The sequence below is a fragment of the Patescibacteria group bacterium genome (assembly GCA_041645165.1).
Classification (GTDB): domain Bacteria; phylum Patescibacteriota; class Patescibacteriia; order 2-02-FULL-49-11; family 2-02-FULL-49-11; genus 2-02-FULL-49-11.
In genome coordinates, this window is sequence record JBAZQN010000001.1 from 66,504 (window position 1) to 82,956 (window position 16,453).

A 16,453-nucleotide genomic window follows, 5' to 3' on the forward strand; every position below is an offset into this window, starting at 1 on the left:
GGACGCTTGGATCGATTGCTTCTTCGGAGAAGAATGTCGTTCGCTAGGGTTTCACATGAAAAGGGGTCTTTGCGGATTCCTTTTTTATTGTACCTCAATATTTATTATGTCCGGAGAAAAAGATTCATTTGAAATTATTGAGGCGCTTAAACATGCGATTTGGACGCGCAGGCCGATGTTGGGGGAAATTATTCGCACGCATGGAGATAAGATTCTCTATGATTATACCGTAGATTTTCTTGATGTGAATAAAAGTAAATTGTTAGACGATAGAAAGGGAGAGTTATTGGACGTGGTTAAGAAATTGTTGTCAGAAAGGTTAGGGGACAGAGTCGCTAGTGAGGTGGTAACGCAGATGGCGGCACTTCCGCTCGTTTCTACCGCGGATCACCATGGACCGATAGATCATCCATTTTGGGTCAATTCAAATATTATTAGCGGCATACCTCTATTTGAAAAAAAATTTAATAGTGCCAAATATCTTGTGGTGTTTTCATTTGCCAGCGTGTCTGTGAACAATCTTTCCGCTTACCCGCGCGGCATCGAATTTCATGGAGGAGTAAACGGATCCAGTAATATAATTAAATTACCTATTTTGCCAGATAAATTGAAAATGAGCGTGGTGTATGGCACTCGCGCATTTACAAGAGATGACTTAGAAAAGACGCACCATGAATTACTAATGAGAGAGCGTCATGGCGATATTATCTATGGACGCGCGGAAGAGGTGTGGAGGATAATTGAGAACAATTTTGGGAGTAGTGATGTCTTAAATGCTCTTGATTTTCCAAGCCAAGTCACAAAAATAAATTTTACCCTTTGACAGATTTTTTTTCACCATACATTCTCCGATCATTCTCGTGACGTGAGAGTGCCGGAACTCATTTATATTGAGATAGAAACAATTGTAAAAGAACTGCTTATTCATTATCATCTCTCTCGTCCAAAATCGTTATTGTATCGTATATTATTCAATCAAAGGAAGCAACAATTAGTCCATTATTATTTTAATAATATCGCAGGCGCTTTTTCTAGCCAGCAAAAATGGGGCACTTACCTTTTTTGGGCGTTAGACAACAAGATGCATCGTGTTCGCCTCTCGTTAAAAGAGAATATTTTAATTTCAGAAGATAATAAAATTTCAATACCATTTACTCCCGAGGCAGTTGCACGTGCATTACAGGATAAAGCCATTTTTCCTAGTATGGCCATGTGTTATGTAACGGTAGCGCTCTATTATGGCATGAAATGCTTAGGTGGATTTTGCCAGGTACACGATCTGACTATGTTAAAAGAAGCCTGGATGAAAATCTTGTTTGAGGCGGATGAACGCGAGGAGGCGCTGGCTGTTGAACCGGTACAAACAAAAGAGTTGGGTGGGGATGGTATGGTGCTTGCTTATCTGAATACCCGGAAGGGTGAACTTGTACCCGCCACAGGCATTGATTTGGCGCTAAACAAGCAAGATACCAGTTTTGAGAAATTCGTCGCGATTTCGCGGCGTGTGACACTTTCAGATATGATGAATTCTATGCTTCCTGAAATGTATACAGTCCTGTATCCTTCTTTTCAACGAGATGGAAGATTAGCCTCGCTTACCCCAGAACAAATTTCAAAAGTTATTGGTTTGCATGGAAAAATTGATATTGAAGAGTAATCATTTTTCGCTTGTTTGAAAAGCTACAGCATATAAAGCCGCATTGATTCTTGGATATAAATAGAGTATGTTTAAAACGCTTATTTGCGTTTTGTTATTTTTATAGAGATATGAATACTAGTCCATTAGCCGACCGGATGCGGCCGGAGCGGCTGGAAGATTTTGTCGGACAGGAAGAGCTCCTAGGGAAGGGGACTTTTTTGCGCCGCGCCATTGAGGAAGACCGCGTGCCTTCCATGATTCTCTGGGGCCCGCCGGGGTGCGGAAAAACCACGCTTGCGCATGTGATTGCGCGGATCACGAAGGCGGAATTTGTCTCATTGCCCGCGACATCGAGCGGTGTTGAGGAATTGCGCAAGATGATCGAGCGCGCGGAAAGCGGTGTGCGGCTTGGGGTAAAAACAGTCCTGTTTATTGACGAGATCCACCGCTGGAACAAAGCGCAGCAGGACCGGCTGCTGCCTTATGTAGAGAAGGGCGTGATAACGCTCATCGGCGCGACAACCGAGAATCCCTCGTTTGAGGTGAATTCGGCGCTGCTTTCCCGCGCGCGCGTGTTTGTATTGAAACTGCTTGATGAAGCAGCGTTAAAGAAAATTTTGTTGCGGGCGGCTAAAGAAGCGGGAAGAACGTTTCCCGGCGAACTATTGGACTTCATCGCCGCGCAGGCGCACGGCGATGCCCGTTTTGCGTTAAATACGCTTGAGGCGTGTTTTGATGAAGGGGAAGTTATTACCATAGAAAGGATTAAGCAGATTTTGCAGAAATCCCACCTGTTGTATGACAAGAAAGGAGAAGAACACTATAATATCGTTTCCGCTCTGCATAAATCCATGCGCGGGGGAGACGCAGATGCCGCCGTGTATTGGCTCGCGCGGATGCTCGAAGGCGGCGAAGATCCGCTCTATGTGGCGCGCAGAATTGTAAGGTTTGCTTCGGAAGACATCGGACTTGCGAATAACACGGCACTCCTTGTCGCAAATGCTGCGTTTGACGCATGCCACAAATTAGGCATGCCTGAGTGCGCGGTGCACCTTGCCCAGGCGGTAATGTACATGGCGCTGTCGAAAAAAAGCATTGTCGCGTATGAAGCGTATGGAAAGGCGAAACAGGACGTGGAGAAGTACGGCGCCCTGCCCGTACCGCTCCATATCCGCAATGCGCCCACGCAGCTGATGAAAGATTTGAATTACGGGAAGGGATATAAATACACGCCGCATTTCGAAGGCGACGCGGGTAAACAGGATTATCTGCCGGAGGAGTTGAAGGGAAGATATTATATTGAAAATCCAAAATTTTGATTTTTGCATTTTGATTTTTGCATTATCGTCATGTTCCCTTGGCTCTTTCCCCTCTTTTGGGTTCTTCTCATCTTCCTCGGCTCCTCCATCCCCGGCGGATCAATTCCCGCGCCGGTGTCAGTGGCGAGCCAAGTGCTCCATGCGTGCGAATATGCGGTATTGGCATACCTTATCGCGCGTGCGTTTTCGCAAACAAAAAAAGAACCTAAGCACTCTTTCTCTGCAATTATTATCCTTGCATTCAGTATTAGCGTGCTTTATGGGGCTACTGATGAGCTGCATCAGTTATACGTCCCCGGGCGCCATCCAGATTCTATGGATGTGTTCGTAGATGCCCTCGGGAGTGGCATAGGGGTGTTTGTGTGGTATAGGTTGAAACGAGGGATTTGACGGCATGTGTACGCGAATGAGATATTTTTTTATCTAAAAACTGAGATAATAGAAAAGCAATTATTATAACAAAATATCATCATCGGAGAATCCAGCATTGCGCATTATAATATAAACATTATATAAATCTTGATAATACGGCTGAAAAGCTTCATTATCAGGTAGACGTTTCCCATCGCGATAAAAAATACTTGCATCCTTCAATGCAGTAAACAGTTTTTGAACTAGTTCAGAGTTTACTTCTAAAAGTTTTTTATATTGGGGAGTTTTTCGATACTCGTCGCCTAATTCACCTGAAGTGAAGAAGAGATACGTATTATTGCTAAATCTACTACAGAATTCATCAAAGCTTAAGTATTCAATTTCCTCCCCGGATTCCTGTGAGGTTTCTGACATATTAATGATACAGATTAATAAGCGGAATGAGTTGAGAAATAAGTTTAACGATATTATCTTTTTATCGGCTGGGTTATCGTTTTGCCAAAGATATAGCAGTCTTCACCGTACCATTGTTTTTTAAACAAGAATCGTTCCTTGAAACCCATAGCCTTATAAAACCCTACTGCGTGGTACCGTAAAAGGCTCCAGCACCACAATTTTGGGATTTTCTCTTTTTTGCATTTCTGGATGGCAAATTGTATGAGACTCCTGCCTGCGCCTTTCTGTTGAGATGCGATAGAATAGATTTGATAGGAGCCTTCGGTAGGCTCGAGGCACATAGCCCCGACCGGTCGGTTTTTTTCGAGTGCGAGATAGTACCAGCCTTTAGAAACGTGAGCGGTAATGTGGTGAATATCAGAAAAGTGGTAATGTTCATTATCAAGCACGGAAATAATCTTCGCAATCGAGGGAATGTGTTTTTTTGATGCTTTGAGTATTTTCATGAGTCGCGTTTGTAAATAAGAATATTTTTTTATCGTGTGGTACGGCGAGGTACACTAACTATGCCATAGGCGGCGAGCTCTTTTTTAAATTGGTTGAAATTTCGGTAGTGGATGCCATGTATGCCAAGTTTTTTAGCGGCGATGACGTTTTCTTTCTGGTCGTCAATGAAAATGCACTCTTCAGGCTTTTTGCGCATTTTACGGAGGAGCGCGCGATAGATGGCTTTGGACGGTTTTGCCGCTCTCGTACCATAGGAAGTGACAATCGCATCAAAATATTTTTCAAGATGATGATTGGCAATTGTTTCCTCCAGCCAGTCCTCAATATGGTTCGATAAAAGACCAGTGGTGTAATGACGTTTTAATGCGGTAATCAGCTGCAGCATGTGCGGACGCATTTTGTGATGTGTGGTGATTTCTTGGCGCAGTAGATGTGTCTCCCTGCTTAAATAATCAGATATTGTTGTCCAGAATAATTTTGATGATATTTTGTTTACTCTCGCTTTGCGCCATGTGGTACGTAACAGTTGAATGGTTTTAGGTTTGTTCACATGGTATTTTTTTGAAAGTATACTGCCGAGCTCTTCCCATGTTTTTATATCAGTGAGCACTCCTCCCGCGTCAAAAATAATTGTGGTAATCATAAATGTAAAGATTTCCTACTGATGATAACTTATGCGTTTATCCTTATTAAGCACCTTCAGTATAACCTTATAAAGATAGGAAGCAAAGGCGAATATCTCCTCATTTGGTTATACATCAGAAATTTGGTATAGTATATCTTAGGATTTATCTGGTTACGCCGGATAAGAGCTCGTCGTAGCTACGCTAGATCCCGCGTAGCGGGACGTAGCGAGAGAATTTAGAGTTTTATATGAATGATGAACAATGGGAAGTGACCCTAGACCGGATTGAGCAGAAGTTCCGTATTGAGGAACGGAAGCGGGAGGAGCGCGGGGAAGGGGAGGGGGTGGTGGAATGGGTGGTCTTTATGACACCCCAAGGAAAGGTGAGGCTTGAGCGCACGACGAAGCCGCGCGTGGTGGGAGAGCATTCGGAGCGTTCGAAGCGCATCGGGAGCACGGCCGTGATCAAAAAAATTTACGATCCTGACGACCTTGTCAGTTACATGCGCGCGTACCTTTGGGATGAGGGCACTTCAAGCTGGGGGGAAATAAAAGGCGAGGGCTTTTCTGCAAATTTTTAATTGTTTTACAAACAATAATCGCTAAAAATAACAATGGTAGCGTGGCAGCTCTTGTCCCGTCGAATGACTGGGATGTCTGCCACCCACGTGGTCGGAGACGAGCTCCGACGCTACAGAGAGAAATACTATTTTATTCTAAGCTCACCGTATGAAAAAACAAACGCAACCGTCAACCAAATCACCTTCCTTTCCCTATCGCTCCTTCCATCTTTCGCGGCAAGTGAAGATTGCTTTTCCCCCCATGCGCGAGCTTGTGGAATTGCTGCATAAACCGTGGGGAATTTTTTTCCTCACATTCGTGCTTATCATTAATTATGCCTACGTCTCGATGCTTGCGACCATTCCGGTGCTCGCCAATATGCCTACAGATAATATGATCTTGATACGAAGCGATGCCGGCCAGTCATTAAGTGTGAAATATAAAGATGAAGTGCCGATGATTTTATCGAACTATTTGGCAAATCGGGGGCAATTTGCGGCAAAACTTTCTAATGAATCGTATATAAAAGCAGATGTGGATGCGTGGCTTGCAGAGATTAAGAATGAAAAAGGTTTATTGCTTAGCTTTAGCGTCCCTCAAAACCTTAAGGAAGTGCATTTGGGGCTCGTAATCGCAATGGGGACTGACGAGCAGGCGGCAGCACGGTATCTCACCGCATTGGAAGGCGACACCACGGCCGGGAAGGAAGCCGAAAGCGAATTTAGAAATGCAGAGGAGCGCCTTACGATGGTTTTCCAGCTCGCGCCTTGGTTGAGTAAGTAAAGTGGAATACCAAGCAATACCACATCCAAGAGGGGGATGGTTTTGGTAGCGATGAGGAAGAATAGTCATTGATAAAATTCTAAACTCTCGCTACGTCCCGCTACGCGGGATCTAGCGTAGCTACGACGAGCTCTTATCTGGCGTAGCCAGATAAATTCGAAACCCTAAACAAGCACCAAATCTCCCGCCTCATCGGGATCCCGCCTACCTTAGTAATTCTCATTCAAGGAGCGGGACAAAATTCAAAACGTGTTTCGGTGATTTTGTCATTTGGATTTGTTTAGGATTTAGAGTTTCGGATTTAGGATTTTTCAATGTTGGTATGGATCTACCTTCAGTCGTGCAAGGGGTTCATCAGGAATACAAGAGCGACGATTCGGTAGGCAGGATTGTCGTGCGCCACTATGGCCCGTTTGCGCTTATCGCGGTGGTGTTTAGCGCAATGCTCGGAATATGGCGCTGGGTGGATTCATGGTGGTTGTTTCTGCTCATTGAACTGTTTGTGATCCTCGCGATCTATCGCATTTCGTACAAAAAAGGAGAGGGAAACTCATTTCGATGGCATGCGGCAACTCCTCTCATTTTTGTCATCGCGGGAAGCGGGTTGCTTATCATGGTGACGGGGGGCGTGTTTCGCAGCGTGATTGCAGTCTTAGTAGCATTCAGTATCGGTGCGCATCTGCGAGGATACGTGAAGTATCAGGAAGCGCCAAACGCAATGAGGGCGCTCTATTGCGAGAATGTGGGATGGTTTATGGCATCCTTCGGCGTATTCGCATTATGCGTAACCCTGAGCGGTGGTTTGACATTTGTCCGTTTCCCTCTGATAGGCGTATTGGGTTTGGTGTTTTTAGGTACTTTCCTTTTCACCCGCCACGCGTTGGAGTATTCAGCCATATCATCCCGGAATCGCAGTCACGGCAGATGGGCGCTTAGTCTTTGTATTACAGAAAGCATGGGAGTGTTTCTCTTACTGCCCTCCACGCCCTTGGTGCTCGCAGGACTTGTCCTCCCTCTCTACGCGGTATTGCTTGAGCTCGTGCGGAAGCCCGCGTCCTTCATGAAACGCAGTTCACAGGTTTTAGGGGCATCCGTGGTGGCAGGCGTATGGATATTATTATTATCGACGGCACGCTGGCCGTAAAATCGAAATATTATTAAGTAAAGAAATGTTACTATTAATTATTATTCATGAGAATCTAAACCTATGACCGCCAAACCTAAACCACCGACTGCGACCCAAGAGGTATCGAATGATCCGCGCGTCAATGTGCGCGATGATGCGCTTGCGGCGGTGTACGCGAAACCACATCATTTTGAACTTCCTCACGAGCATCACGGTTTGAGACTCATCGCCAATGCGATAGTCGCTGTAGTGTTCGGCATGATTGCGGGGGTCGTGGGCCTCCTGTTGTTTATCTCGGGAGCGTTTTCCCGTGTGCCGTATTTGGGGTCGATTGATGTGGCGGCGTTAGTGCCGAGCGCGCCGGTGACCATTGAACGCACGGAGAAGGTGTCGGTTACTGCAGATGAGCGCGCAAGCGCGGTTTTGAAACGGATCCAGCCGAGCGTCGTAGGTCTCTATGCGACAAAAAATTTAAGCAAGGACCTCGCAGGTCTTATCAATTCAGCGGGTGCGCCTCTTGCGACTGGTATCGCGCTCACGAGCGACGGATGGGTGCTCGCTGCGGGAGATTTGAGCGATGAATCAGCAGGGCCTTTAACTATTATTACCATCGACGGAAAAATTTATGAGGTAGAGCGCCGCATGCAGGATAAGGCGACCGGATTGTGGTTTGTGAAGGTAAGCACCTCGCTGTTTGTGGCTGTACCGTTTACGCGCAGCGAGTCGTCGCTCGAGGCAGGATCATCTGTGCTTCTCCCTTCATTTCAAATCGGGACGCAGGGGGCAGCCTTTGCGGGTACGGTCGCGGGATTGAGCGTGCTCACGGTGCGTGACAGCGATCGGTTGGAATCCCGCCTCACGCTTGCGGTATCACTAAAAGGAAACGCGCTTGGTGTGCCGTTGGTTTCTTTAGCCGGAGAAGTCGGAGGACTTGTGAGTGCGCAAGAGGAGGGTATTGTACACGCAGTGCCCGTCGCATCCCTTCAGCCGATTATTGACCGGATATTGAAGGAAGGCGATGCGCGTCGTCCGCAGGTTGGCATGCATTATATAGAGCTTTCAAGCGTTGCGGATGTGGCATTTCCACTTACCCACGGGAGGAGATTCGGCGCGCTTTTAGTGAAGAATGGCGATGTGCCGGCAATAACACTGAAATCAAATGCAGAAACCGCGGGGTTGAAAGAAGGCGATATCGTGATAAAAGTTGACGGGGACGAGGTGACTGATGAGACGGATCTTGCCACCCTTATCCAAGCCTATCCCAACGATAAAGCCCTTAAGCTCTCCATCCTGCGGGCGGGAGAAGAGAAATTGGTTGACCTTTCCCTTGCGCCACCTCCTACACCAACACAAGCGGAAAAGAAACGTTAAGAGAAGCCGAGAACGCCTTTTTGTATGTCGTGGAAAGGGATCGTTATAATATTAATGATCGTGCAGGTGTTGGTGGAGGTGCTTTTTAAACGCGCTACGGACCGCCTGCCGCAACAGAAATCGCTGGGAGTTGCCTACCAGTTCTTTTTTTGTTCTCTGTGGGCTCTCGCTTTGAGCGCCATCATAGGAGAGGGTATCGGCAATGCGCGCAATATTTCGGCGGCGGCGGGAGTCGGGGTCTTGAATGCGTACGGCAATTACAGCAATTGGCGCGCGTATGCGTATAGCCTCAGCAAGACTGCGCTATTTTTCCCTTTGAGCAGTCTCATTGCGATTGTCCTTGCCGTGGTGATTTTGGGAGAACGCGTGCTCGTGGAGCCGACGGTGTTTTTCGGCGTTCTTTTGAGCTTTTTTGCCATGTGGTTGTTCCAGGTACCGCAGAAGGAAGGACAGTTTCCCCATCGGCGCGCGTGGCTTTTTGCCACTGTTGCGACGGTGGTTATTTTCGGCGTAACCAATTATCTCCTGAAGCCCCTTGCGCTGGGGGGCGTTTCCCTCCATGAATTTGTGGTGGGATGGTATGGGGGTTCGTTCATAGGATCCCTGACCATTTTGCCTTTTGAGCGCGTGCGAACCTTGCGGCTGTCGCGTCGGTCGCTCGTCGCGATTATCATCCTTTCTTTGGGATTCGTGGCCGCCCTCAGTCTCCTCTATGTCACCTATCAATACGGCGGCACGTTAACGCAAATTATACCTCTCAAAGGGATTGCGCTCACGATTTTGCCCGCGATAATCGGCTGGTTGTATTTCGGGGAGAAACAGGGGATGGGGAAAAGAGAGTGGTGGGCATTTAGCCTGGGCATTGCCGGCGCGGCGCTCATTCTTTTAAGATAAAAAGTCTATTTGTCACACTGGAATTTGTAGAAATAAAAAACTAGAAGGTAATATAGCTCTGAATTATGGTAAGATTTCACCCCATTATTTTACGATCGTATAATAGTGGGGTATAATATTCATACATAGTGAAGGGGCGGCAGAAGGGTTAATAGAGAATTTAAAATTAACATTCATGTTTTTGCACACAAAAACGCCATTCACTGAGAAATTATTAACAAAATTAGTTGATTTAGAGCCAATGTTTACCATGAGTCCCTCGGCTGCCGCAGAACTCTTTGGCTTTAATCCACAGCGGGCGGCATGGCGAGCGGCACGTTTTCGACGCGAGAGTGAGCAGCGTGAGCGTAAACGCATAGCGAAAGCGTTTGAAAATTTATGTCAGGCAGATTACCTCACAGCGGTTAAGGGGAAGAAAGGTACGTACCGGATTACTCCCAAAGGATGGTTGAAATTTGCCATATCATATGCGCGGCACTTTAAGGCGTCTGCCACATCGGGGAAACAGGGAGGATTTCTCATTGTATTCGATATTCCCGAACGGCATCGTCAATTTCGCGATGTCTTTAGACGTGTGCTCTATTCGCTTGGTTTTTCTCAATTTCAACGAAGTGTTTTTTACACATCTGATCGAAAGGTATTCGAGTTTGCCGCGCGCATCATTGTGAATTGTGAATTGGAAGATTGTGCGAAATTGGTGTTTGCGGATAAAATCGTGTAATATAGAAAGAGCACAGAGCGAATTGGTTGTTAAAGTTTCATTAGGTTGTTACCCCATTATTTCACGATCGTGCAATACTGGGGTGAAGAGTTGAGGGGAAGGGGGAGGAAAGGAAGGGAAAGGAGAAAAGAAGTGCAAAGGGTTGAGGTGGAGTGAAATTGGGAATTTGGGAGAAGAGAGCAAATTAGGAGTTTTCTCGTTGGTTTGATGGGAGAACTTTTTGTTTTTAAAAGCGAAACATATTGAGAGTGCAGCACAATGATATAAAAAAATTTGCGCGCAGATCATCAGCCACAATCAGAACCTCAATCTGTAGCGTCGGAGCTTGTCTCCGACCAATCAGCTGCGATCCGTTGGTGGCAGACAGGCTGCCACGCTACAGTGTATCACTATGTGGACGAACGCGGATTAACGCGGATATTATCATAGGGTCCACTGTCATTCCTAAGCGTTTGTTTAGGAATCAGGTGAAGCGCGCAACCGATAACGTGCGGCCTTCGGCCCAGTCCTTCAGGATTAAGTCTTCAGGATGACCCCGAGTGGGCAGTTACACCCCGCGTCTATTGACAGAGAGAGAGAGTTCGTGGTAAGAAAGTGGTGACAAAAACTTTTTTTCTTTGTCAAAATTAAATAAGTCCCACGTATTTTTTATCGTGGGGATTTTTGGTTCATTTAAAATTTGGAGATAAATTATGAATTCCCCAGACACCGGAACCAACGTGGAAATCACCTATCTACTCAAGTGCCCTAAGGGGCATGAAGGGAAGAAGGTGATCTATCCCCGCAACATCCTGAGCGACACGATCGCCCTGATCGCTGCTAGCCAGGTTCATTTGGCTCAGGGGCAGGTATGCAGCGTATGCGGGAAAATAATGTTGGTGACGGGGTGGAAGTAGCTCTCACCCGAAAGACTGAAAGGCGAGATTTATCTATTCGCCGAGTAAGTCTTTTTTTGTTTGTTTTGCGTTCTTTCAGCCTTTTGTGATATTATGTAAATGAGAATTATATTTTTACTTTTATTTTATGAGTGAACTAAAATCTGAAATTACACCAGTTGACTCAAGATCTGCTACACCTGATTACGAAGGAGATTATCAGAAGATAAATAACGGTGAGGCGTCAGTGGAGAATTTTGATATTAGCCATCTATTTGAAATGGCCAATCAGCCATTTGCCACCAAAGATGGCTATGCGATAAAAAATAGGATTTTTTTTGAACTTATCCGTAATCACCCGCAGGTCTCCCCCGAAGATCTTCTTATTGTTGATTGCCGCGATGGGGATTTACAAAGGCGAAACGCAAAAGATAAGACAGATATTGGAAAGGCCATTAATTTTTTGAAAGGAGTGAATGGCAGAATCTCGAAAGATACACCGATTGATACCGTTGCGGCTATAAAACAAGCATTTACTCAAGCATATTACCACAATAAACAAATAAAAGAAGCGGCGGATCTGCAGCAGGAATTTTGCAATGACCCGCGGTTTAAGGAGCTGCCCCCTTTCAGGCGGGCGATGATGCTGGAATCCCTCGCATCGTTTTATTTGGATTTAGATGACACGGATGGGGCGGCTTTAACAGTTCATGATATGCATGGCTGTTTAGTGGATAAAAATTTAAAGGAGAGCGAAGTGCCGCGGGTTGTAGGGGGATTTAATCATATTTCTGGTGATCTTGAATATAAACGCGGGCGATATAGTTTAGCAGCAGAGTCGTATTATGCGGTGCACGCTACTTTTAGTCCAGATTCACGGAACCAAATCGTCGGCGCGATGAAATTCATGCACTGTAAATGGCTGGAGAACAGAATCGATGATCCAAGGTTTGAGTCCGTGAGAAAGTTTTTCTTGGATAATTATTCCAAGCTTGAGGAAACAGATAAGATAGGGCACGCGGCATCGTGGGAATTTGTTTCGCAAAAGTTTGACATCAAAGGCTGACCAAGCGGGTGGCGCGGTGCAACAAGGGTGAAAATGTTGTGTTGCGTCACCCTTGTTGTTTTTTTGTGAGTGAAGGAACACACCCCTGAAACCCCTCTCAAGAGGGGATTTTTTGAGCGATGAGGACAAGGTGGGGAGAGAAGAGGGGATTGGGATGGTTGGGGCCGATGAGTTTGTTAATGATGCGGCCAAAGGTTTGAATTTTCCAGTTAATCGCGCGTTCCCACCAATTGAGAGGCAGTGGTTGGTTGTCATAACTCCCCCCACCCCTCTTATCATAAGAGGGGGGTCTTGGTGGGCGTTCGGTCCAGAAACCGAAGGTGCGGTAGTAGTTGAGATATTGGATATCCAATTTTGATCGTGTGCCTGCATTCGCAGGAGATGCTTCGTTAAGCTCAGCATGACGAATCGCATTTTTGATTCTTTTAAGATTCATAATTTTCGTATTGTGTTTTTTTAAATTTTCTTTGTCGATGAGCCAGTGGAAGAGGTATTGCAGGTGCGCGAAGTGCGGCATGCTCATTATCAATGTGCCGCCTGGCGCGACAAGGTCGGCGTGTTTTTGAATAACTTCGTTAAGATTTAAAAAATGTTCGACAAACCCAAAAGAGCAGACGATATCAAACTGTCTTTTGGGATTCCACGAAAACAAGTCTTCTTTATAGAGAGCAGGCTCGGGAAGATTATTAAACGCGAATAGCGCGCGGGTGGTTTCAATTTCATCGGAATAATCAATACCGTAAGCTTGGTAGTGGTATTTTTTTGCCAGGAAACACAAAAAGTCGCCGCCGGCACATCCTATTTCAAGGACTGATTTTTGGGGATCAGGGGCAAGATATTTTTCAAAAAGATCGGCAAAATAGACCTTCTCTACGGTGTGTGGTTTGAATTTGCCGTAATAAGAATCCCAGAATTGCTTTGTCGTATATTCTTGCATATTTATCATGGTGTCTCCTCTTAAGATAAGAGGAGCGTTAGAGGAGTTATGACGTGCGGAATCGTAACTCCCCCCTGTGTCCCCCTCTTACCCTAAGAGGGGGAACTGAGTATTTGATAGTATAGTGTAATATAATTATTAACCATTTGATCGAGAGAGAACTTTTCTACTGCACGCTTGCGGCAGGCGGCGGCAATGGCAGCGTATTGGTCGCGTGGAAGATTGATGAGCCATTCAAAGCCATTGGTTAAATCCGAAAGGTCCTTATAAGCCGCGATGTAGCCATGTTCTTTATGCACGACGAGTTCGGGGATTCCTCCGGTATGGAACGCAAGCGCTGGCAGGCCCGAAGATAACGCTTCAAGCACCGTAAGAGGGCAATTGTCAGCAAGTGAAGGATAAAGGAGCAAGTCACTTAATGCATAATAATCGGCGATCGTGTGCGAATCAGATGAAAAGGGGACATAGGTTATATTTAAATTCTGGGGCACCGTTCGATCGTACCCTCCCATGCAGACGAAAAGTATGTCATTCCTTTGGGCATACGCGTGAATAAGCTGCTCTGCATACTCCCATCCTTTCCATACGTTTTTAGCGCCCCCCTTGCTTGAGAAAAGGATAATCTTTTTGTCTTGCGGAAGGTTGTATTTTTTTCTAAGTTCGCCCTTATTCCCCGGTTTATACAGGCGAGTGTCAACGCCGTTATAAATGACATGGAGCGGTTTATCTTTTAACATGCTTTTTTCTACTTGTGATTTTAACCATAGAGAAGGTACGACCACATTGAAGTGCGCGTGGTCGTAGATTTGTTTTTTGAGCTTCCACAAATGCCGGCTGTTGTTACGTCGAAGAGGGGGCAGAGAATCGGAATGGGCGCAATCGCACCCCCCAGAGATCCAATGTGTGCATTCAAATGCATGCGCTCCTTGGCCTAAAATGGGCCACATATCGTGGAGGGTCCAGACCAATGGTTTGTTTGAACGGCTACATTGTTGAATGGCTACACTGTTAGGTTGATTGTATGGTGCAATGAGGGGAAGAGTTTTTAAATTAAACCAGAGAGAATGTAGGTTGTGTGCGTGGACAATGTCTGCGTGCGTATATTCTGGATACGTGAGGATGCGTTTCCCGGGAAGAAAAGCGATGTCGTTGGAGAGCCAAAAGCTAAGATGGTGATGGAAGCGGGCTCGGAAATTGCGTTTGATAATTTTTGAAATACGATTATTGAAGGGCGTATCCCAAATTTCACGCACCGAGGGGGCGTGCGAGCGCTTGTATCCCACGATCATGTTGACCGCGTGCCCTCGGGCTTCCAAGCTTTGTTTTAATTCCCAAGAAACAGCAGCGGCACCGCCTTTCGTGTCGGTAGTGCCGAGCTCGAGGATGCGCAGTTTTTTTTCGTTAAAATTCGATGTCATCGAAATCAATGCACGGAAATATGTCTAGAAACGTATTTGGCGTGGTATTATAAATTTTTACGCGCGGATGAGTCTGTTCCACTTTTGTAGAAAAGTGGCGGTAATTCTTAAAAAGTTGAAGTACGCTCACCATATATTTTTCATACGACATCTCGACATCGCGTTGCAGCCCCCGTTCTTGGATCGTTTTTATGTCTTTCGTGGGATCTATCTTCTTTTCGTCTTCGGTAGAATAGAAATGCGAGACTGTCTTGATTTTTCCTAATCCAGTGGGATTGGAGAGATAACTATGCTCGCACCCCAAGAGGTAAAGCTCCTCGAATCCCATATAGACAGCAGCGATCATGCAGGCGAGCACCACATTTTTTGGATAGGGTACGGTTTTATCGAGACCAATATTGAAGGGAATTTTATCGCTAAAAATGCCATGATAGGAGATATATGTGATAGGATGATGGGAGAAAATATTTTTTTGTTCGATGAGAGGTCTTGCCTTTATGTTCAGCAGTAATCGGGTTGAGGGGCTGATGTTTTCTGTTTTATGCTTGAGATTTAAGCCCCAAAAGTCATCGTCTGATTTAGAAATGAAGTAAGTTGTGTCAGCAATGGCGTAAAATTTCGCATTAAGGTCACGGTAGCGCGGATGCTTGTCCATGTCGTTGACGGCAAAAGTATATTCGTCCTTGAGTTCTACAAGATCAAAATCTTTGATGGATGGGCCGGTGCCGAGGATAAAACAGCGTTTCCCTTTATGCGTATCCCGCAGCGCTCTATTCTTGCGTATAATTCCGCGATAACGATAGTTGAGCGCATGCGGGTAGAGCACGTTTGTATATGCGTAGTGGAAAGGATATTTGAGTGCGTGAATGATATGCATAAAGGATGATTAGAGCGGATGTCCGCCGTTTATTTTTTCGTAGACGCTAAGAGCTTCGACTTGGTCATGGACAGTAGGGAGATCATACTGGTCATTGAGGAACGATTCCACCTGCCGGTAAATGCCTGGTTTGAAACGAGTGTCATAATCGTCGTCAAGCGGCACTTCCTCCTCTATCACCGTTCCTTTCATTTGCGTTTTAAGGGTTTCTAAGGGACGGAGAACTATTTTTCGTTTGGTAGTTAGCGCTTCTACCCACCAGCGTCCGGCAGAATCCCATGTGGCGTGATAAGAAAAGAGCGCTCCTTGTTCGCTTATGCCAGCGCCGGTGAAGCGCGCAGGACCATCGAGCCAGTCAAATCCTCCCGCGACAAAACTTTCCATTGTGTGCGGATGTCCGCAGAGAAAAAAGGCAAGGTCAATAAGGTGCGTGGAATTGGCGAGAAACCAGTGGTGGCCGGTGGGGGATAATTTCAATTGATCCGAGATTTTATGCACCCATTCGGTGAATTCAAAATGGAACGCGGTTATACCGCCATCTTCTTTAATAAGTTCGCGCGCTTTGCGCGTTGACGCATAGAAGCGGCGATTGTAGGCGATATAGGTTTTTGATCCTGTTGCCTTTGTTTTCTCTGCGACTGCTTCAATGTCGCTGCGGATAAGCCCACCTGGTTTTTCAATGAGCAGAGAACGTGTTCCATAATCCATAAGCGCAATCGCAGAGGGTGAGAGCTGATCTTCGTTTGTGCATATAATAGCTGTTTTAGGGGCGTTTTGATTGGTTTTAAGCCAAGTTTCCAATCCTCCGCTTACTGTGGGGACCTGGTGCATTGTTTCAAATTCTTTAGCGTGCTGCTCTCCGCGGCCCACGGCGATAAAAGGCAGGTGCATAGCCTGAAGCACTTTTGCGTACTCATTTCCCATATAACCAGTACCGACGAGGAGGATAGGATCTTGCATAAGGCG

General features: G+C 46.0%; 19 protein-coding genes. 12 read left to right on the plus strand and 7 right to left on the minus strand.

The features are described 5' to 3' along the window. Positions 1-106 precede the first annotated feature (106 nt). The 4 genes from WC659_00320 (at position 107) to WC659_00335 (ending at position 3,348) form a co-directional block, all read left to right on the plus strand. Positions 107-823: a hypothetical protein gene (locus WC659_00320; GenBank protein ID MFA4872365.1), complete on the plus strand. Its 717-nt coding sequence runs from the start codon at positions 107-109 to the stop codon at positions 821-823. A gap of 48 nt (positions 824-871) precedes the next feature. Then, entirely contained in the window at positions 872-1,657 is a 786-nt protein-coding gene (locus WC659_00325; GenBank protein ID MFA4872366.1) for a hypothetical protein, read from the plus strand. Positions 1,658-1,767: 110 nt separating this feature from the next. Then, entirely contained in the window at positions 1,768-2,958 is a 1,191-nt protein-coding gene (locus tag WC659_00330; protein MFA4872367.1) for a replication-associated recombination protein A, read from the plus strand. A 30-nt stretch (positions 2,959-2,988) separates the two neighbouring features. After that, positions 2,989-3,348, plus strand: a complete 360-nt coding sequence (locus WC659_00335; GenBank protein MFA4872368.1) for a VanZ family protein — start codon at positions 2,989-2,991, stop codon at positions 3,346-3,348. A 63-nt stretch (positions 3,349-3,411) separates the two neighbouring features. Here the strand turns inward: WC659_00335 and WC659_00340 are convergent, their stop codons facing one another. The 3 genes from WC659_00340 to WC659_00350 are packed head-to-tail and all read right to left on the minus strand — an operon-like array spanning position 3,412 to position 4,876. Next, positions 3,412-3,744, minus strand: coding sequence for a hypothetical protein (locus tag WC659_00340; protein MFA4872369.1), 333 nt, complete (start codon positions 3,742-3,744; stop codon positions 3,412-3,414). A gap of 53 nt (positions 3,745-3,797) precedes the next feature. After that, positions 3,798-4,232 carry a GNAT family N-acetyltransferase gene (locus tag WC659_00345; protein MFA4872370.1) on the minus strand — a complete coding sequence of 145 codons (435 nt, stop codon included), beginning with the start codon at positions 4,230-4,232 and terminating at the stop codon, positions 3,798-3,800. 29 nt (positions 4,233-4,261) lie between these two features. After that, positions 4,262-4,876, minus strand: coding sequence for an HAD family phosphatase (locus WC659_00350; protein ID MFA4872371.1), 615 nt, complete (start codon positions 4,874-4,876; stop codon positions 4,262-4,264). Between the two features lie 230 nt (positions 4,877-5,106). Here WC659_00350 and WC659_00355 point away from each other — a divergent pair, with 230 nt between their 5' ends. The 8 genes from WC659_00355 to WC659_00390 all read left to right on the plus strand — a co-directional run bounded on the left by WC659_00355 (position 5,107) and on the right by WC659_00390 (position 12,255). Next, a complete protein-coding gene (locus WC659_00355; protein MFA4872372.1) occupies positions 5,107-5,439 on the plus strand; it encodes a hypothetical protein in 333 nt (110 codons plus the stop codon). 148 nt (positions 5,440-5,587) lie between these two features. Beyond that, positions 5,588-6,202: a hypothetical protein gene (locus WC659_00360; GenBank protein ID MFA4872373.1), complete on the plus strand. Its 615-nt coding sequence runs from the start codon at positions 5,588-5,590 to the stop codon at positions 6,200-6,202. A 322-nt stretch (positions 6,203-6,524) separates the two neighbouring features. After that, entirely contained in the window at positions 6,525-7,346 is an 822-nt protein-coding gene (locus tag WC659_00365) for a hypothetical protein (GenBank protein MFA4872374.1), read from the plus strand. Between the two features lie 63 nt (positions 7,347-7,409). Next, positions 7,410-8,699, plus strand: a complete 1,290-nt coding sequence (locus tag WC659_00370; protein ID MFA4872375.1) for a S1C family serine protease — start codon at positions 7,410-7,412, stop codon at positions 8,697-8,699. 24 nt (positions 8,700-8,723) lie between these two features. Then, a complete protein-coding gene (locus WC659_00375) occupies positions 8,724-9,593 on the plus strand; it encodes a hypothetical protein (protein MFA4872376.1) in 870 nt (289 codons plus the stop codon). Between the two features lie 175 nt (positions 9,594-9,768). After that, entirely contained in the window at positions 9,769-10,314 is a 546-nt protein-coding gene (locus tag WC659_00380) for a hypothetical protein (GenBank protein MFA4872377.1), read from the plus strand. Positions 10,315-11,006: 692 nt separating this feature from the next. Further along, entirely contained in the window at positions 11,007-11,210 is a 204-nt protein-coding gene (locus WC659_00385; GenBank protein MFA4872378.1) for a hypothetical protein, read from the plus strand. A gap of 127 nt (positions 11,211-11,337) precedes the next feature. Further along, the gene (locus tag WC659_00390) at positions 11,338-12,255 is read left to right on the plus strand and encodes a hypothetical protein (GenBank protein MFA4872379.1); all 918 of its coding nucleotides are present in this window, start codon (positions 11,338-11,340) and stop codon (positions 12,253-12,255) included. Between the two features lie 97 nt (positions 12,256-12,352). Here the strand turns inward: WC659_00390 and WC659_00395 are convergent, their stop codons facing one another. From WC659_00395 to WC659_00410, 4 genes are all read right to left on the minus strand, one after another. After that, a complete protein-coding gene (locus tag WC659_00395) occupies positions 12,353-13,192 on the minus strand; it encodes a class I SAM-dependent methyltransferase (GenBank protein MFA4872380.1) in 840 nt (279 codons plus the stop codon). Between the two features lie 92 nt (positions 13,193-13,284). Further along, entirely contained in the window at positions 13,285-14,610 is a 1,326-nt protein-coding gene (locus WC659_00400) for a glycosyltransferase (protein ID MFA4872381.1), read from the minus strand. Next, positions 14,594-15,487: a hypothetical protein gene (locus tag WC659_00405; GenBank protein MFA4872382.1), complete on the minus strand. Its 894-nt coding sequence runs from the start codon at positions 15,485-15,487 to the stop codon at positions 14,594-14,596. Before WC659_00405 ends, WC659_00400 begins: the two co-directional genes overlap by 17 nt. Positions 15,488-15,496: 9 nt before the next feature. Continuing rightward, the gene (locus WC659_00410) at positions 15,497-16,447 is read right to left on the minus strand and encodes a Gfo/Idh/MocA family oxidoreductase (protein ID MFA4872383.1); all 951 of its coding nucleotides are present in this window, start codon (positions 16,445-16,447) and stop codon (positions 15,497-15,499) included. Between the last annotated feature and the right edge of the window lie 6 nt (positions 16,448-16,453).